This is a genomic window from Enteroscipio rubneri (assembly GCF_963929405.1).
Lineage (GTDB): Bacteria > Actinomycetota > Coriobacteriia > Coriobacteriales > Eggerthellaceae > Enteroscipio > Enteroscipio rubneri.
The window spans coordinates 277,205-299,544 of record NZ_CAWVIN010000001.1 but is presented as its reverse complement, the minus strand read 5'-3'; the positions used below and the strand labels follow the sequence as shown (position 1 = coordinate 299,544).

Sequence of the window (22,340 nt, the reverse complement as noted above, 5' to 3'; positions counted from 1 at the left end):
CAGGTTGTTCGATGGTCGCACCGGTTGGCGCAGTAACTCAGCGAGAGGCCTCGCAGCGTCAGCGTTCCGCCGTTCGGCACGTGCGCGAAGCGCGGTCCTGTGGGGAACGGCGGAACTCACAGCCTCACCGGGATGCCTTGGGCGCGCATGTGCTCCTTCACTTGGCGCACGGTGAGCTCGCCGAAATGGAAGACGCTGGCGGCCAGCACGGCGTCGGCCTCGCCCTCGATGACGCCCTGGGCGAAGTGCTCGAGCTTCCCCACCCCGCCCGAAGCGATGACCGGGATGTCCACGGCGCGCGCCACGGCGCGGGTGAGCGCGCAGTCGAAGCCATCGCGGCTGCCGTCGCGGTCCATGCTGGTGAGCAGGATCTCCCCAGCCCCGCGCCGCGCCACCTCTTGCGCCCACTCCACGGCGTCGATGCCCGTAGCCTTGCGCCCTCCGTGCACGTAGACCTCCCACTTGTCTCCCGCGCCCGCGACGTGCTTCGCGTCGATGGCGCAGAGGATGGCCTGCGAGCCGAACGCCGCGGCGGCGCTCGTGATGAGCGATGGGTCCGCCACCGCGGCCGAGTTCACCGACACCTTGTCGGCGCCGGCCGCGATCATCGCGCGGATGTCGGCCACGCTGCGGAAACCCCCGCCCACGCAGTACGGCAGGTGGAGGCGCTCGCTCGCGCGGCTGGCGAGGTCGATGGTGGTGGTGCGGTCGTCGCTCGTGGCCGTGATGTCGAGGAAGATCACCTCGTCGGCGCGCTCCTCGTCGTAGCGCTGCGCAAGCTCGATGGGGTCGCCCGCGTCGCGCAGGTTCACGAAGTTGACGCCCTTCACCACGCGCCCGTCCTTCACGTCCATGCAGGGGATCACGCGTTTCGCTAGCATCTTCGTCCTTCCGTCGTCGCTGACGCAACGACGGACGTGCCGACGCTGCGCGGGCCTCTCGCGGCCCGTTTGCCGCTCCAGGCTTTCCTCACGTGCCAAGGCACGCTTCGTCAATCCTTCACGGCAACCGAGCTCGCGAGGAGCCCGCTCGCTGACCGTGCCGAAACCCGCACGTTACAATCCGCACGGGTTACCCGCGATGGCGGCGGCCTCGGCGCGGCGCGTGGCCTCGGCGCAGGCGCGCACACCGTCGGCCACCGACAGCGCGCCCTCGTACACGGCGCGCCCTGCGATGACCCCCTCGATGCTGCCGGCCACCTCGCCCAGGCGCACGAGGTCGTCCACGCCGGCCACGCCGCCCGACGCGATCACCGGATGGCCGAACGCCTCGGCCATCGCCGCGTACGCCGCCGCCTCGACGCCGGTTTGCATGCCGTCGCGCGCGATGTCGGTGTACACGAGATGCCTAAAGCCGAGCGCCGCCACGTCGCGCGCCAGCTCCTCGGCCGCCACGCCCGCGCCCTCGCGCCAGCCGGCCACGGCCACCTCGCCGCCCTTCGCGTCGATGCCCGCGCACAAGAGCCTCCCGTACTGCGCGATGGCGGCCTCGGCGAAGGCGGGATCGGCCACGAGCGACGTGCCCAGCACCACGCGCGACACGCCCGCGTCGGCCAGGCGCGCGATGGTGTCGAGCGAGCGCACGCCCCCGCCCACCTCCACCTTGAGCAGGGTCTTGCGCATGATGCGCTCGATGATGGCGATATTCTCGGGGGTCCCCGACCGCGCGCCGTCGAGGTCCACCACGTGCAGCCACGTCGCGCCCTGCTCCTCGAACAGCTGCGCCTGGGCGGCGGGGTCGTCGTGGTACACGGTCACGCGGTCGTAATCGCCCTTGGCGAGGCGGACGGCCTTGCCGCCCAGGATGTCAATGGCCGGAAGCAGGTACACGGCGCTCACGCCCCTTTCACGATGGACACGAAGTTGCGCAGCAGACGCGCGCCGGCGTCCGAGCTCTTCTCGGGATGGAACTGCACGCCGAACGCGACGTCGCCGTACTGGACGGCGCTCGGGAACGTCACGCTGTGCGTCGTCTCCCCGACGACGAACGGGCCCGACGGCGCGACGAAGCCGTGCGTGAAGTAGAAGTAGGTGCCCGACGGTATGCCGTCGAACAGGGGCGAGCTTCCATCAACCTGGTCCGCCGGAGGGCGGGACGGCGCCCAGTCGCTCAGACAGTCCTCGCTTCGCTGCGAAACTCGCTTGGTGGGCGTCGTCCCGCCCTCCGGCTGCCTGCATGGAAATTGCACCGTGTTCCAACCCACGTGGGGCACCTTGTAGGAGAAGCCCTTTTGATCGACCTTCGGCATCTTCGCCACCACGCCGGGCAGCACGGCCAGGCCGCGGGCGTTGTGGGTGGAGGCCTCGTCGTCCTCCTGCGGAGCGCCCTCGACGCCCTCCTCGAACATGAGGTGCATCCCCAGGCAGATGCCCAAAAACGGCACGCCGGCGGCGATGCGCTCACGGACGACGCCGGCCTGCCCGAGCGCCTGCATCGTGGCGGCCGCGTCGGCGAACGCGCCCACGCCGGGCAGCACAACGGCGTCGGCATGGGCGATGGCGGCCGCGTCGTCGGTGACGAGCACGTCGCCGCCCGCCGCCGCCAGGCCGCGCTCGACGCTCTTCAGGTTCCCTTTATGATAGTCGACGATGGCAATCATAGTCGCGTGTTCCAATCTCACGTACCCAATAAGATCAGCGAGGGCTTCCGCGGTGCCCGCAGCGTCGGCCCGTCCCGATGGCCGGCAGGCCGTTGGAACCTATAGCGCGCCCTTCGTGGAGGGAAGCGCGTCGCCGATGCGCTGGTCGGGCTCGACGGCTTGGCGCAACGCGCGCGCCGCGGCCTTGAACGACGCCTCCACCAGATGGTGCGCGTTCTCCCCCGCCAGGCTGCGCACGTGCAGGGTGATCCCCGCGTTCGCGGCGAAGGCGATGAAGAACTCCTTGGCGAGCGAAGCGTCGAACGTGCCCAGCATGACGGGGGGCACGTCCACGGCCCAGTGCAGCTGGCCGCGCCCCGACACGTCCACGGCCGCCAACACGAGTGCCTCGTCCATCGGCAGCGCGAGCGAGCCGAACCGCGCGATGCCGCGCTTGTCGCCGAGCGCGCGGGCGACGGCCTGGCCCAGCACGATGCCCGTATCCTCAACCGTGTGGTGTGCATCCACCTCGATATCGCCCTTCGCGCGCACGGCCAGGTCGATCAGGCTGTGCCGCCCGAACGCCGTGAGCATATGGTCGAAAAACGGCACGCCCGTCTCGACCTCGACGGCGCCCGTGCCGTCGAGGTTCACGGCGATGCGGATGTCTGTCTCGTTCGTCGTGCGCTCGACGGTGGCAGTTCGTTGATCCATGTTCGTCTCTTTCTCTAAGATCGCCGGTCCAGCCGTCAGGTCGACGGAACCCCGAGATCGCACTTTCCCATCACAACGTCGCGGAGAGCATGCAGGAACGCGTCGTTCTCGTCCGGCGAACCGATGCTCACGCGCAGGCAGTTCTCCAAGAGCGGCGCGCAAGAGAAATCGCGCACCAGCACACCGCGGCCGTAGAGCATCTCCCAAACAGTGCCGGCGTTCTCCAGGCGGAACAGCACGTAGTTCGCGTCCGACGGGTACGGCTTCACGCCGGGGATGCGTTTGAGGCCGTCGATGACGCGGGCGCGCTCGTCGATGATGGCGCGGATACCCGGCTCGAACTTCGCACGGTTCACATACACGACGCGCGCGATGGCCTGCGACACGGCGTCCACCGAATACGGCTGGCGCACCTTGACGAACTCGCGGATGACCTCGGCATCTCCCAGCAGGTAGCCGATGCGCACGCCGGCCAGGCTGAACGCCTTGGAGAACGTGCGCAGGATGACGAGATTCCTGTGCCTGTCCAGGTAGGGGCGCATTGTCTGACGCGAGAACTCGAAGTACGCCTCATCCACCATGACGAGCGCATCGGTGGCATCGAGCAGACGGCAGATGAACGTCTCGTCAGCCAGTTCGCCCGTGGGATTGTTCGGACTCGTGACGACAAGGTAGTCGATGCCGCCCTCGGCGACGCGCGCAAGCACGGCCTCCTCGTCGATGGAGAAGTCGGCGCGACGCGGCACGTTCACCACCGTCGTACCCGTGAGGCGGGCGTTGCCGTCGTACACCGAGAATGTGGGTGGCAGGTTGAGAAACGTGCGACCCGGGCCGCCCCAGGCCAGCGCCAGGTTGAACAGGAGCTCGTCGCCGCCGTTGCCCACGAGCACCTGGTCGCGGTCGAGGCCGTTCGCCTCGGCGATCATGTCGCGCAGGTCGTTGGCCAGCGGATCCGGGTAGCGGTTCAGGGCCACGCGCTTCACCTCGCGCATGATCTCGTGACGTATCTCCTGCTCAACGTCATGCGGGTTCTCATTCGCCGACAGAATGGCGGTGGCGGGCAGGTACTTCGGGTCGTAGGGCTCCAGATTGGCGAGCTGCGGGGCGGCCGCGCACACGCTACGCATCGGCGATCCCGTCCCCGGCAGCGCGGCCCGCGCCGTCGCCGCCCTCGATCCCAAACACGTTGCCGGTGTCCAGCAGGTTCTTGCGCATCTCCACGCTCATGGCGTGCGCCCACAGGCCCTCGTGCCGCGCGATGGTCATCACCATGTCGGCGTCGCGGGCGAGCGCGGGCGCAGAGTACTGGATGACGCTCGACTTCTTCACGAACTCGTCCACCGACAGAGGCGAGGCGTAGCGTGCCGTGCCGCCTGTGGGCAGCGTGTGGTTCGGGCCGGCCGCGTAATCGCCCACGGCCTCGGGCGTCCAGGCGCCCAGGAAGATGGCGCCCGCGTTGCGGATGGCGCCCAAGAGGTCGAAGGCGTGGTCGACGTGCAGCTCGAGGTGCTCGGGGGCGATGACGTTTACCGTCTCGAGCGCCTGGGGCATGCTGTCGCACACCACGACGAGGCCCTGATCGACAAGCGAGGCGGCCGTGATCTCGGCGCGCGTGGACGATTTCAGGTGGCGCTCCACCATGCGCTCCACCTCGTCGGCATAGGCCGCGTCGAAGGTGACCAGGTAGCAGGCGGCCAGCGGGTCGTGCTCGGCCTGCGCCATGAGGTCGATGGCCACGAGCGCCGGATCGGCCGTGGAATCGGCCACGACGCACACCTCGGACGGGCCGGCGATCATGTCGATGCCGACGTCGCCCGACACCACCTTCTTCGCCGCCGCCACGTAGGCGTTGCCGGGGCCGGTGATCTTGGCGACGGGCGCGATGGACTCGGTGCCGTACGCGAGCGCGGCGATGGCCTGCGCCCCGCCCACCGCGTAGATCTCGGTGACGCCGGAGATGCGGCACGCCTCCAGGATGGCCGGATCGAGCGAGCCGTCGGCCGTCGGCGGCGTCACGCATACGATGCGCCCCACGCCGGCCACGGCAGCGGGAATGGCGTTCATCAGCACCGACGACGGGTACAGCGCGCGCCCGCCCGGCACGTAAATGCCCACGGACTCCAGAGGCTCCACCTTCGAGCCCACGAGCGCGCCGTCCTCGCGCACGGTGAACCAGCTCTGCTGCTTCTGGCGCTCGTGGAAGTCGCGGATCTGCACGGCGGCCTGGCGCAGGGCCTTCGCCGTCTTGTCGTCCACGTTCACGATGGCCTCGGCGATGGCGGCCTGGCTGACGCGGAAATTCTCCACGCGCACGCCGTCGAACTGCTCGGTGTAGGCGCGCAGGGCCTCGTCGCCGCGCTCGCGCACGCCCTCGATGATGGAGGTCGCCGCCGTCAGCGCGGCGGCGTTGAACGCGCCGGTGCGCTTCAAATGCTTGTTCGTGAAAACCTCGCCGGGCTCGAGTACGATGCGTCGCATCATCCTTCACTCCTGTTCTTCGCCGGTTGCGCACTGGCCGCTCGGGACATCAGCCTCTCGCTGCAGCGCTTCGACCAATTGTACGATACGCGGATCGGTTCTAAACGCGCAGGCGTTCGAGAAGAACCGAGCGGTTGACGAAAGGACTTCCTCAACCACCGTCAGATCGTTCTCGCGCAACGTCGTGCCAGTGGCCGTGATGTCGACGATACGCTCGGCCATACCCGTCAGCGGCGCTAATTCGATGTTCCCATGCAGTTTTACAATCTCGACTTGGGTGCCCGTCTTCGCATAGTGGGAGGCCGTAATGCGAGGATACTTCGTGGCGATGCGGATGGAGCCCAAACGGCGGCAATGCTCGGCGGTCGTCTCGCCCGCGCCGGCGGGCTCGGCCACCACGAATCGGCACGCCCCGTATCCCAGATCAACGAGTTCTACGACGTCAGCCGTCGCCTCCAACAGCGAATCCTTACCGCATATGCCGCAATCGGCAGCACCCAGCGCCACGAACGTCGGCGCGTCGGTGGGCCGCACGATGACGTATTCCACGCCAGGATTGCGGATGATGAGCTGGCGACCAGGACTGTCGAGACCCGTTACGTCAAGGCCCGCCGCCCCGAGGGCGGCAACCGTATCGGCGTTGAGTGACCCCTTCGGTACCGCAATACGCAGAGGGCGACATGCATCGGGCCCTGCGGAGCCGGCATTGCCGACAGGGGAAGCCGCAGCCATAGCCTGCTCCAAAAAGAAGGCAAAGCCTGCTGCGGGGCGACGTTCCCCGTAGGATCCAATCATATTGTCGTAGCGGCCGCCGCTGCCGATAGGAGTGCCCAATGCATCGGAATAGGCGGCGAACACGATGCCCGTATAGTAGTCGAACGAACTCATAACCGAGAAGTCCACAAGCAGTCTATCGGCAAGTCCTGCCTCAGCTAGCAGGTCGAACGTGCGTGCGAACGAATCGAGGCCGCTCTCGCACCCGAGCGGCGCCACGAGCTCACGCGCTTCGTCGATAGCCGAGCGCCCGCCGCGTATACGCGGCAGAGAGCCGATGGCGGCAGCGAACACGGGCGGCACGCCTGCATCCGACGCACAGGACCCGGTCAACCGGTCAAGCTCGACGAAATTCGACGCATGGTAGGCCCCCAGCACCTGCTCGCGCCACGATGCCGAAGCTCCGCTCGCCTCCAAGAGCGCCCTGAGCACGCTCACGGTTGCAAGCGCGAGCTTGAAATTCTCCACGCCTGCGAGCGCAAGCGCCTCGGCCAACAGCTCGACCACCTCGGCATCAGCCTCGGCACCTTGTTCGCCGATGCACTCGATGCCGATCTGCGTCATCTCGCGCGCCTCGGCTTGCATCTCCGCTTCGGCCTCGCGAAACACGCGCTGCATGTAGCGGAACCGGAACGGCCCCGGCTGCCCGGCGAGACGCGTCGCGCACATGCGGGCCACCTGCAACGTCACATCGGGCCGCATGGCCAGCAGGTCGCCACGTGCGTCGAAGAGCTTGAACGGCGACCCGGGCACGCGCCCTCCAGCGCGAAGCACATCCATGACTTCGAGTGTAGGAGTCTCGATGGGGGCATAGCCGCGCGTGGCGAGACACGCCTGCACGTCAGCAGCGATGCGCTCGCGTGCGACGGCCTCGTCGACGAGCACGTCCCTGAATCCTGCCGGTGTCACGTAGTCCATATCCTCTTCCTTTTCGGTTTCGCGCGCGCAAGCACGCTGCGTTTCGACGGTCGTGCGATCCATCATATACTTTATCACAGTAGAGTGCTAAAGCAACCTGTTTTTTATCTTCTGCCATGTTCCGTCCGCAGATGCACGTCGGCATCGCTCTGGCTCCGCAGAACGCGACGACGATAGGGTCCGACTAGAACAACGCTATCTGCTGGGGTTCGAGTTCGTATTCGCACGCAACCTCGTCCTCCAAAAGCTCCACTTCGTAGGACTCCCACTCTTTCACAGACACGATGTAGTTCATGCCGCCCTGCTCGAACACAAGGCAACCGCCGATCATCCCCGTGCAAAGGCCGCCGCATACGTCATCGAACCCTACGGGTACCTGCAGCGCATGGCAATCGGGCGAGGGCCCGCCGAAATAGTACGGCGAGAGATCCTGTACCGGTTCGGCGCCCTCCAAGCCCAAGCGCGCAACCACCGCATCGAGCGCCGAGCGCGCCTCGGCAACGTCGTAGCGCGTCCCTGCCAGTAGCTCCACTTTCTTGGAGGCGCGCATTGTTTCGAGCACTCCAGGTTGCGCGCACAGCATAGCCTCCAACTCACGTGCCGCATAGGCGTCTTCGAAACGTCCCACGACACGCGCCGCCCGTGCGCCTTGCTCAAGCAGCCGCTCGATTCCACGCGTCTGCGATGATATGCCGGCCTTCACATGCTGCGGCGAGAAATATGCCAGATACACGAAATGGGGTGTGAGATTGTACATCCGCTGCTGCGGCGAAACGAAGTCCGCATAGTAGAACGACGGGTTGAAACCGGTCGCCTCCATGCAGGCCGGACACATGGCGTCTTTGGCGTCGGCCAGCAATGCGACGCCGAGAGGGCAGACGGTTCTCTCGCGGGTTTCGAGATTGAACCGCCCGATACAGCGGCGCCGAGTGCCTTTTCGGATGGAAAACGTCTTGCCTCGCACCGCAAATCGATACTGCGTTCCCTCTTCAATATCGTTCAAGAGTAGGTATGGATCGGTATTCGAGTAGCCGTGACCGGCCAGCACCACCGTGCGGCCGTTCTCGAGTCGCATCATTCTCGCACCTCGCGCTAAATCGTATGAATCGGATCACTGTTCGACGAAATGATAGCGCATGAGAAACATTCATGGACGCACCGAGGCCGCGAATCGTGGAAACTGCACACCGGGAAATACGATGGTCAGCTCGCGCCATCACGCATGCAGGCGCAGGCGCGATAGGAGCGACCGCATGTGCGGCGCGCGTTCCTATAGCTGCAAAACAGCTTGCTGCATGTTCCAAACGAGATAGACGATGGCGGCGAGCGCGATCGTGACCGCTATCTTCACGGCAATATGCCAATCGCTGCGCCAAACAAGCACGATGCCCACGGGCCAGAACACTATGACAAAGAACACGATCCAGAATGTCTGGTTGTACCACTTCTTCGGGTTCGGATCCCTCATCAGGTCATTGGCGTCCTGGCGCAGATCCTTCCGCTGCCAGTCGCCCGGTTTTCGCTCGTCGGTCATGATGCCCCTTTCTCGCACGCTCGTTGCTTCTATCCTACCATGACCCGGAAGCGCGGCTCATCACAGCATGGCGCGGTGTTACCGGGCCGACATGCCGCAGCGCGCCGCGCCTCCGTGCGAGACTTATTTCAACCCGACGAACTCCACGTCAATCTGATCGTCAAGGTACTCCTGCACCGGCGGCTTGCCATACTCTTTCAGCTTTTCCACATGCCAGCACTCGGTGGGCGGGAGCCCTTCTATCGTATCGGCCACGAACACCGGATCCTTGCCCGCCTTGCGCTGAGCCGTGTAGTCGTCGAGCACCTTGAGCGCCCATTTGCCCAGCAACACGATGGCAACAAGGTTCACGATCGCCATGAAGCCCATGAAGATATCGGCCAGGTTCCACGCCAGGTCGAAGCTGTTCACCGCGCCATAGAAGATGACGCACAGACACACGAGGCGGAATACGAACAGGAGCGCGCGGCTATCGCCCTTGATGAAGCGCAGGTTGTTCTCCGCATAGAAGTAATTGCCGATGAGACTGGAGAACGCGAAGGCGAAGATGGCGAACGTGATGAAGTGGATGCCTATCTCGCCCACCGCGTTGTTCACGGCCATCTGGACGAGCGGCATGCCGTTGAGCGCGGCGGCCGCTTGCGGATCCTGCACGTAGAACACGAGCACCATCATGGCCGAGCAGGTGCAGATGAGCAGCGTGTCGATGTACACGGACAGGCTCTGTACGAGGCCCTGCTTGCAAGGGTGCGACACCGACGCCGTGGCGGCCGCGTTCGGCGCCGAGCCCATGCCGGCCTCGTTGGAGTACAAGCCACGCTTGATGCCGAGCATGACCACCGAGCCCGCGAAGCCGCCGAAGATCGACTGAAAATCGAACGCCGACGCGAACACCATGCCGAACACCTCCGGCAGTATGGCGATGTTGGAGACGGTAGTCCACACGGCGATGGCGATGTAGGCGAACGCCATGATAGGCACGATGATAGACGTGATGACGCTGATGCGCTTCGCGCCGCCGAAGATGACAAACGCGGTCATCACCGCCAGCACGATACCGCAGGCCACGGCCGCGCCGTTCGTGGCGTAGTCGGGGATGTAGTACTCGAGCGACGAGGCAGCGTTGAAGGCCTGCAGCCCGTTGAACCCAAATGCAAAGCACAGGATGAGTAGCACGGCGAACAGGATGCCCAGCCAGCGCTTCCCCAGAGCCTGTTGGATGTAGTACGCAGGACCGCCCCTGAACTCGCCTTCCTTGCCACGCACCTTCCATATCTGCGCAAGCGTGGACTCGATGAAAGCCGACGCCGCGCCCACGATGGCCATGAGTCCCATCCAGAACACGGCGCCCGGGCCGCCCGTGGCGATGGCGGTTGCCACGCCCGCGATGTTGCCCGTGCCCACGCGCGATGCCGTGGACACCATGAGCGCCTGGAATGACGAGATGGAGCGCTCGCCGGGAACATGCTTCTTCTCGGTGAGCTGCGTGAACATGTCCTTGAGATAGCGCAGCTGCACCGCCTTCGTGCGGATGGTGAAGTACACGCCCACGATCACCAGTAGAAACAACAAGATGTACGTGTACAGAAAGCCGTCCACCTCACCCGTCCAGGCGACAAGCCATTCGTTGAAGTCCATCGGAATCCCCCACTTCCTTAAAGCGGAGGCGCACCCTGACCTCAGCGCGCCTCCGCAACCCTGCCTGTTTGCGCGATCCTTTTACCCGAGCTTCTTAACCAGAAGCTCGTTGATGAGCTTGGGGTTGCCCTGGCCGCGCATCTCCTTCATGCACTGGCCCACGAAGAACCCGATAAGGCCGGTCTTGCCGCCCTGGTACTGCGCCACCTTGTCGGGGTTGGCCGCCAGCACCGCGTCGATCACGGCCTCGATGGCGCCCGTGTCCGACACCTGCTTCATGCCGCGCTCCTCCACGATGGCCGCCGGGTCCTTGTCCTCGTCGAGCACGGCCGCGAACACCTCTTTGGCCTGCTTGGACGAGATCGCGTCCTCGGCCTGCAAGCGCACGAGCTCGAGCGCGCGCGCCGGGGTGAGCGACGTGTCGGCCAGCGCCACGCCGTCGGCGGCGTTCAAGTAGGCGGTCACATCGTTGATGACGAGGTTCGCCACCGGCTTGGCCAGCTTGGCAGTGTCGTCGCCCGCCAGCTCCATGCACACCTCGAAGAAGTCGGCTGTTTCGCGATGCTCCACCAGGTGGCGCGCGTCGTACGCGGAGAGCCCGAACGCGTCCTCGAAGCGGGCCGCCTTCTGGTCGGGCAGCTCGGGGAGCTTGGCGCGCACCGAGTCGATCCACTCGTCGGTCAGGTCGTAGGGCGCGAGGTCCGGGTCCGGGAACAGGCGGTAGTCGTCGGCCGTCTCCTTCACGCGCATCACGATGGTGCGCTTCTTGGAGGGGTCCCAGTGCCGCGTCTCCTGGAAGATCTGGCCGCCTTCCTCGAGCACTTCCGCCTGGCGGCAGATCTCGTAGGCCAGACCGTCGTGGAGGTTCTTGAAGCTGTTCATGTTCTTGAGCTCGGTCTTCACGCCGAACTCCTTGGCGCCGCGGCGGCGCAGCGACACGTTGCCGTCGCAGCGCATGGAGCCCTCCTCCATGGAGCAGTCGGAAATGCCGAGCGCCAGGTAGACCTGGCGCAGCTTCTGCATGAACAGGCGGGCCTCCTCGGGCGTGCGCAGGTCGGGCTCGGTCACGAGCTCGGTGAGCGGCGTGCCGGCGCGGTTGTAGTCCACGAGCGAGTGCGTGGCCCCGGCGATGCGGCCCTCGCCGCCGCCGATGTGCACCATCTTGCCCGCGTCCTCCTCCATGTGGATGCGCGTGATGCCCACGTGGGCGGTGTAGCCGTCGGCCGTGCGCGTCACGTTGCCGCGGCTCTCGCCCACCTCGAGACCCTCCAGGTCGATGCGCTCCTTGGCGGCCGCGCCGTCCACGTCGAGGTCGAGGTGGCCGCGCATGCAGAAGGCCACCGGGCCCTGCGTGGTCTGGTAGTTCTTCGACATGTCGGGGTACATGTAGGTCTTGCGGTAGAACATCGAGTGCTTCTCGATGTCGCAGTTCGTGGCCAGGCCCGCCAGCACGATGGACTCGATGGCCGCGCGGTTCGGCACGGGCAGGGCGCCCGGCATCCCCAGGCACACGGGACACGTGTGCGTGTTCGGCTCGGCGCCGAATTCCAGCTTGCAGCCGCAGAACATCTTGGTGTCGAGCGTGGTGAGCTCGGCGTGGATCTCGAGGCCGATGACGGCCTCCCAGTCCTGCAGCACCTCTTCGAGCTTGCGCATGGCTACTCACCTGCCTTTTCAACCTGGGACGGGGCAGCTTCGGCGTTGCCCAGTCGCTCAGACAGTCCTCGCTGCGCTGCGGAACTCGCTTGGTGGGCAACGCCGAAGCTGCCCTCCGCTGTCAGCAAGCCGGGAAGGTCGACCCCGGGGACCGCGTCGGCGGCGTCGGGGATATCCACCATCGATCCTTCTGGGTAGGGTTGACCCGGCGCGAAGGCCGGCGCTACGGGGGCCGGGCCGTACACCGTTTCCAGCGCGGCGGCCACACGCAGCATGTTCTCATCCTTGAACTGGGGGGATATCAGCTGCACGCCCACCGGCAGCTGCGTTTCGGCACCCAGGCCCACCGGCATGCTCATGCCGCCGTTGCCCGCGATGTTGATGGAGATGGTGAACATATCAGACAGGTACATGTCAGTCGGATCGCTCACTTCTCCGAATGCGAACGAGGTGCGCGGGGCGACGGGCGCGAGAATGCAGTCCACCTGCTCGTAGGCGCTCGCGTAGTCCTGCGTGATGAGCGTGCGCACCTGCTGAGCGGGATAGTAGTACCGATCGTACACGCCCGCAGACAGAAGGTAGCTGCCCAGCATGATACGGCGGCACGCCTCGGGGCCGAAGCCCTTGGCACGGCTCGCCTCGTACTGGCTGCCCAGGTCTTTGTGGCCAGGGTCGCAGTATCCGTAGCGCACCGAGTCGAAGCGCGCAAGGTTGCTGAACGCCTCGCAGGGACCCAGCACGTAGTAGGCACTCATGGCAGCCTGCGCGTTGGGCAGCTCAATCTCAACGATGTCGGCGCCGAGAGCGCGAAGATGCTCAGCAGCTTCTTCCACCTTGGCCTTGACCTCGGGCGTGAGACCCTTGGCCTCCATGAAAGCGGGAACCACGCCGATGCGCATACCGCGAACTCCGTCGGCAAGGTTCGCCGTGAAGTCGGTGTCCACGGCCTGGCTCGTGCAGTCGAGCGCGTCGCGGCCGGCGATGGCGTTGAGCGCGTACGCTGCGTCCTCCACCGAGCGCGTGAACGGACCAACCTGATCGAGCGAGCTGCCGAAAGCGACCACGCCGTAGCGGCTGACTACGCCGTACGTAGGCTTCAACGCCACGGTACCGCAGAAGCTGCCAGGTTGGCGAATGGAGCCGCCCGTATCGCTTCCGAGCGTCACCGTGGCAAGGCCCGCTGCCACTGCCGCCGCGCTGCCGCCTGACGAGCCGCCGGGCACGCGCGCGAGGTCCCACGGGTTGCGGGTGGGGCCGAAGGCGCTCGTCTCCGTGGAGGAGCCGAACGCGAATTCGTCCATGTTGAGCTTGCCGAGCGGGATGCCGCCAGCCTCCAGCGTACGCGCGACGCACGTAGCCGTGAAGGGGGATACATAGTTGGCGAGCATGGCGGATGAGCACGTGGTATGCGCACCTTCGAGGTTCATGTTGTCCTTGAACGCCACGGGCACGCCGGCGAGCGGGCCGCATGCGGTCAAATCGTCGGCAGCGACGGCTGCGTCCACGCGCGCAGCAGCCTTGAAGGCCAGCTGTTCGGTAGTCTCGAGGTAGGCATGCGTCGCGCCATCGAGAGCGTGCACGCGGGCAAGCGACGCCTCGGCCACCTCGCGGGCGCTGAACTCGCGGGCAGCCAACCCTATCTGGATATCGCGCACGCCCATGCAAGCGAACACACGCTCGGTTGCGGCAGCCATCAACGATCCCCCCCTTCGCCCAAAATCGATGGAACAAGGAAGCAGCCGTCCTGCCGCTTCGGCGCGTTCTCGAGCGCGATTTCCTGCGTGAACGAAGGTTCTTCGACATCCTCGCGCATGACGTTCGACAAGCCTCCGATGGGATGGAACGTGGGCTGCACGCCCTCGAGGTTGTATTCGGTAATGGGTGCGAGACTGTCGATGATGGCGTTAAGGTCGGTGGTCATCTGCGCCACCTCGTCGCTCGAAAGCCCGATGCGCGCGTACTCCGCAATGCCGCGCACATCGTGCTCGGTGAGATATTGGGTCATAGAGCCTGCTCTTTTCTTCTCTCGTTTCCATGCGGCGCTGTCATGGGTCGGTCGCGGCGCAGTCGAATCCTGTGGACAGCACGCATACATGATAACAAAGGAAGCGCCGCGCGGTAGCGAACCGCATGAAAAGGCCCCGCCGCGGCGGGGCCTTTACTAAAACGATCTACATCCGCCCGATCTTCGAACCGGGCGCCTACTCGCCTTCTTTCACGACAAGGACGGGGACGTCGGAAGATCGCAGCACACCGTAGCTGACGCTGCCGATCATGCCCCGAAGACGACCGAGGCCGCGCGCGCCCATCACGATGAGATCGCAGGCATGCTCCGCTGCGTAATCGCCGATGGATTTGGCGACGTCCATGGAGTTCACAACCTCGAATGCCACGGGATTAGGTAGGTCGTCGAGCATGTCGCCGATCGCTTCCTTCACCTCGGTCTTTTCGCGTGCAATGCCCGCGCTGAGAAGCCTGTCGTACGTGCCGCTGTCGAGGACGTAGCCAGCGTCCACACCCAGATCCGTCGGCTTCGTGGCAACATAGATGGCGCTGAAAACATGAAGCCGAACGGCCGGATCATCCGCAGCGAAGCCCTTGGCTACCTCGAGCGCGCGAAGCGCATGCTTCGACGTATCGAACGGGACAAGAATGTTGGTGAACATCATGATCACCACCTCCTTCTTCCTGATCGGATTGGTTAATTATACCATATAAGGCCACGTCAAACTACGGGTCAAATAATCAGACCAGACCTGTTCAAAGCATCCGGCACCCGCATGCTCGCTCGAAAACGAAAGATGTTCGAAGCGCCCAGAGCCTGCCAACCGGCCATCTTCGCGACATCCGACCGCTCTCGCGCACATCCTCTCGCAAACGGGCGGCCTCCCGCTCCGTGCGGACAAGGGTTCTCTCCCGTCACGTAAATACTTGTTGACGCCCGATACTATGCGTTGTATAGTATCGGGCGAAAGGAGGTATGCAATGGACGCACAGATGAAGCGAGGGTTCCTCGAAGTCTGCGTGCTCGCCTCGATCAACCGGCAGGATTCCTACGGCTACCAGATCGTCAAGGACGTGCCCGCGATTCTGAACCTGACCGAATCGACGCTCTACCCCCTGCTCAAACGATTGGAGGCGGCGGGGCTGCTCACGACGTACTCCGTCGAGCATAGCGGGCGGCTGCGCAAGTACTACCGCATCACCGAGGCGGGCGTGCGCCATATCGACGAGTTCCTGCACGAGCGGGACGATGTCGTCTCCATCTACGATTACGTGAAACGAGGTGCCAGAAAATGAACAAGACCGAGTTCACCGACGCGCTGCGGCGCGCGCTCGGCAAACTGCCGTCGTACGAGGTGGAGCAGTCGATCGCCTTCTACTCGGAGATGATCGACGACCGCGTGGAGGACGGCATGAGCGAGGCCGACGCCGTGGCGGCGCTCGGACCCGTGGGAGCCATCGCCGCCCAGATCATCGCCGAGACGCCGGTCATCCCGAAGGCCATCGCGAAGGCGAACACCGGCAGCCGCACGCTCAACGTGGTGCTGCTCGTGGTGTTCTCGCCCATCTGGGTGCCCGTGGCGCTGGCGCTGGTCATGGCGGCGCTCATGGTGTACCTGTCCATCTGGATGGTCATCGTGGCGCTATGGGCGACCGTCGTCGCGCTGCTGTTGTGCGGCCCCATCGGCATCGTGGGCCTGGTGTGGTGCCTTGCTACCGGCTACCCGCTCACGGCCGCCTGGCTTCTGGGCTGCGGGCTGGCCGCCGCGGGGACGGGGCTGTTCGCCCTGTTCGGCGTCCTAGCCGCCAGCAAGGGGCTCGTGCAGCTCACCCATTCGTTCGCCCGCTGGATCAAGGGGCTGTTCGTGAAGAAGGTACGCGGGTCCGAGCAGGCCGTACCGCCTTGCGCACCCGCATCCGACTTGCCGGCAGCCGCGGGCGCCCTCCACCCCGCAACCCCCTGCCCCGGTGCGCCCCATCCCGTCGGGCCGCAGGGCACCGTCCCCTTCCCGCCCGCACCGATGCCGCCGACGGCGGGGAACCCAACTTCGGAAGGAGCGCAGAGCCATGACCACCGCGCGTAAAGTCGTCCTGATCGTCGCCACCGTGATGCTGGTGGGAGGCTCGGCGCTCGCCCTGGGGGCGTTCACCCTGGCGGACTTCCGCTTCGAGAACCTGTCGAACACCACGCGCGACTGGGTCTCGAGCACGCAGACCCTGAGCACCGAGGCGGAAGCGCCCCACACCGCCGTCGTAGTGAGGGACGCAAGCGAAAGCGTGCGCTTCGAGCCAGCCGACGGAGACGCCTTCGAAATCACGTACTGGACCAGCAGCGAGAAAACCGTAGACGTCGTCGACGAAGGAGGTGTGCTGGAGATCACCGGCCAGGGCACTTCGCTTACGGGCCTCATGATCATGAAGGTGGACTTCCAAGACCGCACCACCGTGGTGAAGGTTCCACGCGGGTACACGGGCTCCATCACCGTGGAAACGAGCGGCGGAAACGTTGACGTTGCGAACCTCGACGGCCTCGGCACGGTTTCGCTCACGGCCAGCAGCGGCAGCCTGTCACTCATGCGCACGAGCGCGGAGACTGTAGGACTGAGAACCTCGAGCGGCAGCATCAACGCGACGGGCGTGGACGCCGAGAGCTTCTCGGCCTGGACCTCGAGCGGCTCGCTCTCCCTGGATGACGTGGAAGGCGCCACGGTGGAGACGAGTACGTCGAGTGGCTACCAGTATCTGGACGAAGTGCGCGCGACCACGTTGGACATCCGCTGCTCCAGCGGCAGCATCGATGCCGTCGGCCTGGACGCGACCGAAGCCGTACTCGAGGCGTCGAGCGGCCGAGTAGCAGCCTCGTTCGCGGGTTTCGCGACCGACTACGACATCGCGGCGTCCTCCACAAGCGGCAGCGTGGACGCCCCCGCCGGCACGATCGGCGCCGACAAGCGCATCGTCGTTCGCACCACGAGCGGCAGCGTCGACCTTAGCTTCGACCGCGGCGCCAGCGCCGGTGCCGCAAATCGCGGCGACAACACGGCCCCGGGCGGCGCAAGCCGTAACGGTGCCGACATCCCGGCCGCGCCTGCCGCCCCGGCAGCCCCCGCAGCACCGGCGACATCGTAAGCAACGGTCCTGCGGTCGCCAACGGGAAAGAGGCCCGCCGTCGCTAGGCGACGACGGGCCTCTCCAGCGGCTCCATATCCAGATGTAGGGTTTGCCCGATCGCCTGCACGACACGTCAAGCAAGATGCGTGGGGATGGAGTCTTCCCCACGCAGCCCCCCAACGCAGGCGCCTATCGCCGTAGCCCTGCGCGTCGGACAGTATCCGTATCTGCAGGAAGCGCAGCAGGTCATCGGTGTCGTTGAACCCCCTTCTTCCCGACGGCGCGCTAGCCCTCGCTACCGTAGGCGGCGAGCTCGGCGAGGAACGCCTCGCCGTAGCGGGCGAGCTTCGTGGCGCCCACACCGGAGACATCCAGGAACTCGTCCTCGGTGGCGGGGCGCTTCGCGCACATGTCCCGCAGGGTGGCGTCGGAGAACACGATGTAGGGCGGCACTCCGGCCTCGTCCGCCAGGCGCTTGCGCAGCGTGCGCAGGCGCTCGAACAGCTCCGGATCGGCCTCGCCCGACGCGGCCACCGTACCCGAGGCGCCGAACGCGCGGCCGGCGCCCGCTTCGACGCCCCGCACGCGTTCGGCCTTGCGCACGACCTTCTTCATGGAGAGGGAGAACCCGTCGTCCGCCGCCTCGCGAGCACGCGGGCCAAGGCCCACCGTAGGGTAGGTGCCCTCGGTAATCGCAAGGTAGTCGCCGGCGGCCAAAAGCTCGACGACCTCCTTGACCTGCGCGACAGAGGCATCCACCGTGTGGTAGCTGGCCACCTCGTCCAGGTGCAGGTCCAGCACCTTCGCGCTCTTCGAGCCGCGCAGCACGTCTACCACCATGCCCTTGCCGAAGCGCCCGCGCAGCTCCTGCACGCAGCGCATGACGGCGCGCGCCAGCTCGGTCACGTCCACGGCGTCGAACGCGCCCTCGCAGTTCGAGCAGCAGGCTCCGGCTGCCTGTCGGCATTCGGAAGAACTCGACGCTGCGAAGGGCCCCGGTGCCGGATCTTGCGGCTCCAAGCCCTCCTCGCGGCCTGCAGGTCGCTTCGTCGGGCTTTCCCCGCAATCTTCGGCACCGGGGCCCTTCTCGCTGGCGTTACGAACGTCCTGCGACGACTGCTCCCCGAAATAATCGAGGATGTAGCGGCGCAGGCAGCCCGTCGTGTGGCAGTAACCCACCATGGCCTCCAGCAGGCGGCGGCGCGAGGCGCGCACAGCGTCGGTCTCCTCGGGCGAGAGCTCCTCGTTGCTCGACTCCTGCTCGATGAAGAATCGGCAGGTGGACACGTCGCCGTCGCTCCATAGGAGCATGCACGTGGACGGCTCGCCGTCGCGCCCGGCACGGCCGGCCTCCTGGTAGTACGCCTCGATGCTGCCGGGCATGTTGTGGTGGATTACGTAGCGCACGTTCGACTTGTCGATGCCCATGCCGAACGCGTTCGTGGCCACCATGACCAGCGCGTCGTCGGCGATGAACGCGCGCTGGCTCTCGGCGCGCTCCGCGGCCGGCATGCCCGCGTGGTAGCGCGCCGCGCGCACGCCTGCGGCGACGAGCGCGGCATGCACCTTGTCGGTGTCCTTGCGGGTGGAGCAGTACACGATCCCCGAGTCACCCGGATGCGCGAGCGCGTAGCTCCCGATCCAGGCGAGCTTGCGCTTGGGCTCCAAGCGCTCCACGCCGAAGTAGAGGTTCGGGCGGTCGAACCCGGTGACCACCCCGTAAGGGTCGCGCAGATCCAGAAGGCGCACGATGTCACGCCGCACGCGCTCGGTGGCCGTGGCCGTGAACGCCGCCACGACGGGGCGCGCGGACAGCTGCTCGATGAAGTCGCCGATGGCCAGGTACGACGGGCGGAAGTCCTGGCCCCACTGCGACACGCAGTGCGCCTCGTCCACGGCGACGAGCGGGATGGCGGCCTCGCGCGCGAACTCGAGGAAGCGCGGGTCGGCCAGCCGCTCCGGGGCCACGTACATGATCTGGTACGCGCCCGCCAGCGCGCGGCGCAGCACGGTGGCCTGCTGGCCGGGCGTGAGCGTGGAGTTGAGGTAGGCGCCGCGCACGCCCGCGTCAAGGAGCGCGCGCACCTGATCGCCCATGAGCGACACGAGCGGGCTCACCACGAGCGCGAGGCCCTCCATCACGATGCCGGGCACCTGGTAGCACACCGATTTGCCGGCGCCCGTGGGCATGACCGCCAGCGCGTCGCGGCCGGCGAGGATCGCCTCCACCACACCTTGCTGCCCGGGCCGGAACGCGTCGTAGCCGAAATGGTCCTTGAGCGCCTGCTGCGCCAGTATTGCGTCCGTCACGCTTGTTTCCCTTCGCCTTGCCATCCGTTCAGAACCCATAATACCGCGAGCGGCCGCCTCGTAAACAGCGCCCGCATTGGCAAACGGCCCGACACAGCCCCTTTTGCTTCACCAAAGCGGTGGTATTCGCTACCCTATTCGGTGTAATTCGTTCGACGAACCTCAACGCGCCGCCGGGCAATCGCGTGCTCGGGAACGGCCGACTCGAGACGCCATGCCGTCATTGTGGACGAACCCGTAGCCCATCAAAGTTTCATTCCGATTGCGGCAGAAAGTCGTCCAATTCGGCGTCGAGCTCGGGTATGTGCTTCACTCGAGGGTGCTCGTCCAGGGCGCCGCGAGCCATCACCATGGTCACGGTGCGCAGGGCCTCCAGGTTGTCGAGCGGGTTCTCGGGCGTCACGATGAGGTCGGCGGCCTTACCTTCCTCGACCGATCCCGTCTCGTCGCCCAGCCCCAGGATGCGCGCGTTGCCGAGCGTGGCGGTGTGGAGCGCCCTCTGGCGCGAAGCGCCCACAAGGCGTTCGAAGTACACCACCTCGCGCCACATATCGTAGTGCGTGATGTAGGGGCACGACGAGTCGGTGCCCAAACCCACGGGGATGCCTGCGGCCAGCGCCTGCTGCGCGGCGCGCACGATGCCCTCGTAGACGATGCGGCCGTTCGCCTTCTGCACCTCGGTGGACTTCGTCTTCTCAGGACTCAGCTCTACGAACGGCAGCGCGGGCGAGACGGTGCAGGTGAGCGACGAAGCACGTCCGGCGCCGTTCTCTTTGAAGAGCGCGATCAGCCCCTCATCGAGCGCCGCGCCGTGCTCGATGGTGTCCACGCCTGCCTCCAGGCCCACGCGCACCCCCTCGGCGCTCTCGATGTGCGCAGCCACGGGCATGCCCAGCTTGTGAGCCTCCTCCACAGCCGCGCGGGCGACGTCGGGCGGCATGCGCAGCACGCCCGGCTCGCCCTCCACCTCGGCGTCGAACACGCCCCCTGTGATGAACAGCTTCACCAGGTCGCAGTTGTGCGCGAAGCAGGTGCGCACGATCTCACGCGCCTCCTCGAGCGACTTCGCGACGTGCGCAAACAGCCCCGCGCCGTGCCCGCCCGGCACCGTGACGCCCGTGCCCGACGTGAGCAGGCGCGGTCCGGGGAACTTCCCCGCGTTCACGGCGTCGCGCACGTCCACGTCGGCGAAGCCGGGGTCGCCCACGCTGCGCACGGTGGTCACGCCGCTGGCAAGCTGCGCCTGAGCATGGCTGCGGATCATCCTCCGCAGCGCCCACATGCCGATGGGGTTGCCCGTCACTTTGTCGATAAGGTCGCCCGCCCCGCCGGCACTCATGGGCTTGCCCGTGCCACATAGATGCACGTGCGCGTTGATGAGGCCCGGCATGAGGAAGGCCCCGGCCAGATCCACTTCAAGCGCGCCCATCGGCCCCACGGTGGTGGCCGCAGGGCCCACCTTGTCGATGCGCCCGCCGTCGTCCACCACCACGGTCATGTCGGGCCGAGGCTCCATGCCCTCCGTACCGTCGAGCACCGTCGCATGCGTGAACACGTACGCCATTTTCCTACCGCCTTCCGCAGCGCTCTGCGCGCCATCCTCTCGCCCGTTCGGTGGTGCCCAGTATACGCCGAAAAAAATACGCTGCGGTCCGGCTCTGCACCCGGATCGCGAACGCGCGCAGCGCACACCCCCTGCTACCCCTACGCGCGGTCGGCCCCGTCCTCGGCTTCGAGGTCGGCGGACGGCCCAGCGAGAGCCGCTCGATAACCGAGCGCGTCTTCAAGCTGGGGCGCCGCCTTCGTGTCCAGACGACCAATCAGTGTCACCTCAAGGCGCGCCCCGTTCCGCGATTTACCGATATCCATACCGCACTCACTTCCACCACCGCCGTGCCCTCCGGATCGTCAGGCCCCGCCTGCGCATAGGCATAGCGGGCGATATTCTCGCCCAGCACGAACCCGAAGAGAGCACCGCACTCCTCGCGCGTCAGAGCCCGCGGGCGCGGCGCACCTCGTCCAACGACGCAGCAGTGATCGGTTTGCCTTCGGGCACGTTCGTGGCCAGGCACGAGAAACTGGGCTTGTCAGCCGTCGGCACGCCGAGCGCGCGGGAGGCGGCACGAACCTCGTCCTTCGTCATGCCGGCGCAGCGCAATGGCGACACCACGTCAAGCTCCGCGAGCGCGCGGAATCCGGGGCGGCGCGCAGGATCGTCGGAGGCGTTCGTACCGTCGGCCAGGACCTCGAAGCCTTCGCGCTCCATGCGCTCGCGTACGGCGCCGAAGATGAAGCGCTTGCAGAGGTAGCAGCGATCGGGCGGGTTCGCACAGATGGCGCTTTCGGCCAGAACGTCGGCCTCGATCACGTCGAACGCCGCCCCGCAAACGTCCACGACACGGCGCGCGTCCTCCAGCTCGAATGCAGGCTGAAACGCCGTGTTCACCATATACGCCTTCACCTCGCAGCCCGCCTCCACAGCGGACGCGAGCAGATACGAGGAATCGCATCCGCCCGAGAATGCTATCGCCAGCTTCGGCGTGCGCGCGAAGAAGTCCGCGAGGGGCTCCGTACCGAGCTGCTGCCCGGAACCTGTTTCAAGCGTCATTTCGCCCGCCCTTTCCG

At 66.2% G+C, this 22,340-nt stretch carries 21 protein-coding genes; 3 read left to right on the top strand and 18 right to left on the bottom strand.

Annotation, left to right across the window (positions count from 1 at the left end; all coding sequences use genetic code 11):
* Positions 1 to 116: 116 nt before the first annotated feature.
* From hisF to ABGT83_RS01170, 14 genes are all read right to left on the bottom strand, one after another.
* Positions 117 to 881: an imidazole glycerol phosphate synthase subunit HisF gene (gene hisF / locus ABGT83_RS01235; protein WP_346685605.1), complete on the bottom strand. Its 765-nt coding sequence runs from the start codon at positions 879 to 881 to the stop codon at positions 117 to 119.
* A gap of 174 nt (positions 882 to 1,055) precedes the next feature.
* The gene (hisA, locus tag ABGT83_RS01230) at positions 1,056 to 1,829 is read right to left on the bottom strand and encodes a 1-(5-phosphoribosyl)-5-[(5-phosphoribosylamino)methylideneamino]imidazole-4-carboxamide isomerase (RefSeq protein ID WP_346685604.1); all 774 of its coding nucleotides are present in this window, start codon (positions 1,827 to 1,829) and stop codon (positions 1,056 to 1,058) included.
* 5 nt (positions 1,830 to 1,834) lie between these two features.
* Entirely contained in the window at positions 1,835 to 2,599 is a 765-nt protein-coding gene (locus ABGT83_RS01225; protein WP_346685603.1) for an imidazole glycerol phosphate synthase subunit HisH, read from the bottom strand.
* Positions 2,600 to 2,698: 99 nt separating this feature from the next.
* Positions 2,699 to 3,292 carry an imidazoleglycerol-phosphate dehydratase HisB gene (gene hisB / locus ABGT83_RS01220; protein ID WP_103265306.1) on the bottom strand — a complete coding sequence of 198 codons (594 nt, stop codon included), beginning with the start codon at positions 3,290 to 3,292 and terminating at the stop codon, positions 2,699 to 2,701.
* Positions 3,293 to 3,327: 35 nt separating this feature from the next.
* Positions 3,328 to 4,419 carry a histidinol-phosphate transaminase gene (hisC, locus tag ABGT83_RS01215; RefSeq protein WP_346685602.1) on the bottom strand — a complete coding sequence of 364 codons (1,092 nt, stop codon included), beginning with the start codon at positions 4,417 to 4,419 and terminating at the stop codon, positions 3,328 to 3,330.
* On the bottom strand, positions 4,412 to 5,773 hold the full coding sequence (gene hisD / locus ABGT83_RS01210) for a histidinol dehydrogenase (protein WP_418763006.1): 1,362 nt from the start codon (positions 5,771 to 5,773) through the stop codon (positions 4,412 to 4,414). The genes hisC and hisD overlap by 8 nt, the downstream gene beginning before the upstream one ends.
* Positions 5,774 to 5,776: 3 nt before the next feature.
* Entirely contained in the window at positions 5,777 to 7,462 is a 1,686-nt protein-coding gene (hisG, locus tag ABGT83_RS01205; protein WP_346685601.1) for an ATP phosphoribosyltransferase, read from the bottom strand.
* 184 nt (positions 7,463 to 7,646) lie between these two features.
* Positions 7,647 to 8,540 carry a DUF2797 domain-containing protein gene (locus ABGT83_RS01200; protein WP_346685600.1) on the bottom strand — a complete coding sequence of 298 codons (894 nt, stop codon included), beginning with the start codon at positions 8,538 to 8,540 and terminating at the stop codon, positions 7,647 to 7,649.
* Positions 8,541 to 8,732: 192 nt separating this feature from the next.
* Positions 8,733 to 8,996 carry a holotricin-3 gene (locus ABGT83_RS01195; protein WP_187143313.1) on the bottom strand — a complete coding sequence of 88 codons (264 nt, stop codon included), beginning with the start codon at positions 8,994 to 8,996 and terminating at the stop codon, positions 8,733 to 8,735.
* A 123-nt stretch (positions 8,997 to 9,119) separates the two neighbouring features.
* Positions 9,120 to 10,634 (bottom strand): alanine/glycine:cation symporter family protein, encoded by a 1,515-nt coding sequence (locus ABGT83_RS01190; RefSeq protein WP_103265309.1) that lies wholly within the window; start codon positions 10,632 to 10,634, stop codon positions 9,120 to 9,122.
* 81 nt (positions 10,635 to 10,715) lie between these two features.
* Positions 10,716 to 12,290 carry an Asp-tRNA(Asn)/Glu-tRNA(Gln) amidotransferase subunit GatB gene (gene gatB, locus ABGT83_RS01185; RefSeq protein ID WP_346685599.1) on the bottom strand — a complete coding sequence of 525 codons (1,575 nt, stop codon included), beginning with the start codon at positions 12,288 to 12,290 and terminating at the stop codon, positions 10,716 to 10,718.
* Positions 12,291 to 12,292: 2 nt separating this feature from the next.
* Positions 12,293 to 13,984 (bottom strand): Asp-tRNA(Asn)/Glu-tRNA(Gln) amidotransferase subunit GatA, encoded by a 1,692-nt coding sequence (gatA, locus tag ABGT83_RS01180; protein WP_346685598.1) that lies wholly within the window; start codon positions 13,982 to 13,984, stop codon positions 12,293 to 12,295.
* Complete coding sequence (gene gatC / locus ABGT83_RS01175) at positions 13,984 to 14,295, bottom strand: Asp-tRNA(Asn)/Glu-tRNA(Gln) amidotransferase subunit GatC (RefSeq protein ID WP_103265312.1); 312 nt, start codon at positions 14,293 to 14,295, stop codon at positions 13,984 to 13,986. The genes gatA and gatC overlap by 1 nt, the downstream gene beginning before the upstream one ends.
* A gap of 196 nt (positions 14,296 to 14,491) precedes the next feature.
* Complete coding sequence (locus ABGT83_RS01170; RefSeq protein ID WP_103265313.1) at positions 14,492 to 14,959, bottom strand: universal stress protein; 468 nt, start codon at positions 14,957 to 14,959, stop codon at positions 14,492 to 14,494.
* 316 nt (positions 14,960 to 15,275) lie between these two features.
* On the opposite strand from ABGT83_RS01170, the gene ABGT83_RS01165 reads away from it, so the two are divergent.
* The 3 genes from ABGT83_RS01165 to ABGT83_RS01155 are packed head-to-tail and all read left to right on the top strand — an operon-like array spanning position 15,276 to position 17,423.
* Positions 15,276 to 15,590 (top strand): PadR family transcriptional regulator, encoded by a 315-nt coding sequence (locus ABGT83_RS01165; protein WP_103265314.1) that lies wholly within the window; start codon positions 15,276 to 15,278, stop codon positions 15,588 to 15,590.
* Positions 15,587 to 16,378 carry a DUF1700 domain-containing protein gene (locus ABGT83_RS01160; RefSeq protein WP_346685597.1) on the top strand — a complete coding sequence of 264 codons (792 nt, stop codon included), beginning with the start codon at positions 15,587 to 15,589 and terminating at the stop codon, positions 16,376 to 16,378. Before ABGT83_RS01165 ends, ABGT83_RS01160 begins: the two co-directional genes overlap by 4 nt.
* Positions 16,362 to 17,423: a DUF4097 family beta strand repeat-containing protein gene (locus ABGT83_RS01155; RefSeq protein ID WP_346685596.1), complete on the top strand. Its 1,062-nt coding sequence runs from the start codon at positions 16,362 to 16,364 to the stop codon at positions 17,421 to 17,423. The genes ABGT83_RS01160 and ABGT83_RS01155 overlap by 17 nt, the downstream gene beginning before the upstream one ends.
* A gap of 267 nt (positions 17,424 to 17,690) precedes the next feature.
* Here ABGT83_RS01155 and ABGT83_RS01150 read toward each other — a convergent pair whose 3' ends face one another.
* The 4 genes from ABGT83_RS01150 to ABGT83_RS01135 form a co-directional block, all read right to left on the bottom strand.
* Complete coding sequence (locus ABGT83_RS01150) at positions 17,691 to 19,715, bottom strand: RecQ family ATP-dependent DNA helicase (RefSeq protein WP_346685595.1); 2,025 nt, start codon at positions 19,713 to 19,715, stop codon at positions 17,691 to 17,693.
* 253 nt (positions 19,716 to 19,968) lie between these two features.
* Positions 19,969 to 21,279 carry an amidohydrolase family protein gene (locus tag ABGT83_RS01145; RefSeq protein WP_346685594.1) on the bottom strand — a complete coding sequence of 437 codons (1,311 nt, stop codon included), beginning with the start codon at positions 21,277 to 21,279 and terminating at the stop codon, positions 19,969 to 19,971.
* A 140-nt stretch (positions 21,280 to 21,419) separates the two neighbouring features.
* Positions 21,420 to 21,584, bottom strand: coding sequence for a hypothetical protein (locus ABGT83_RS01140; protein ID WP_346685593.1), 165 nt, complete (start codon positions 21,582 to 21,584; stop codon positions 21,420 to 21,422).
* Between the two features lie 121 nt (positions 21,585 to 21,705).
* Positions 21,706 to 22,323, bottom strand: a complete 618-nt coding sequence (locus tag ABGT83_RS01135) for an ExsB family transcriptional regulator (RefSeq protein ID WP_346685592.1) — start codon at positions 22,321 to 22,323, stop codon at positions 21,706 to 21,708.
* Between the last annotated feature and the right edge of the window lie 17 nt (positions 22,324 to 22,340).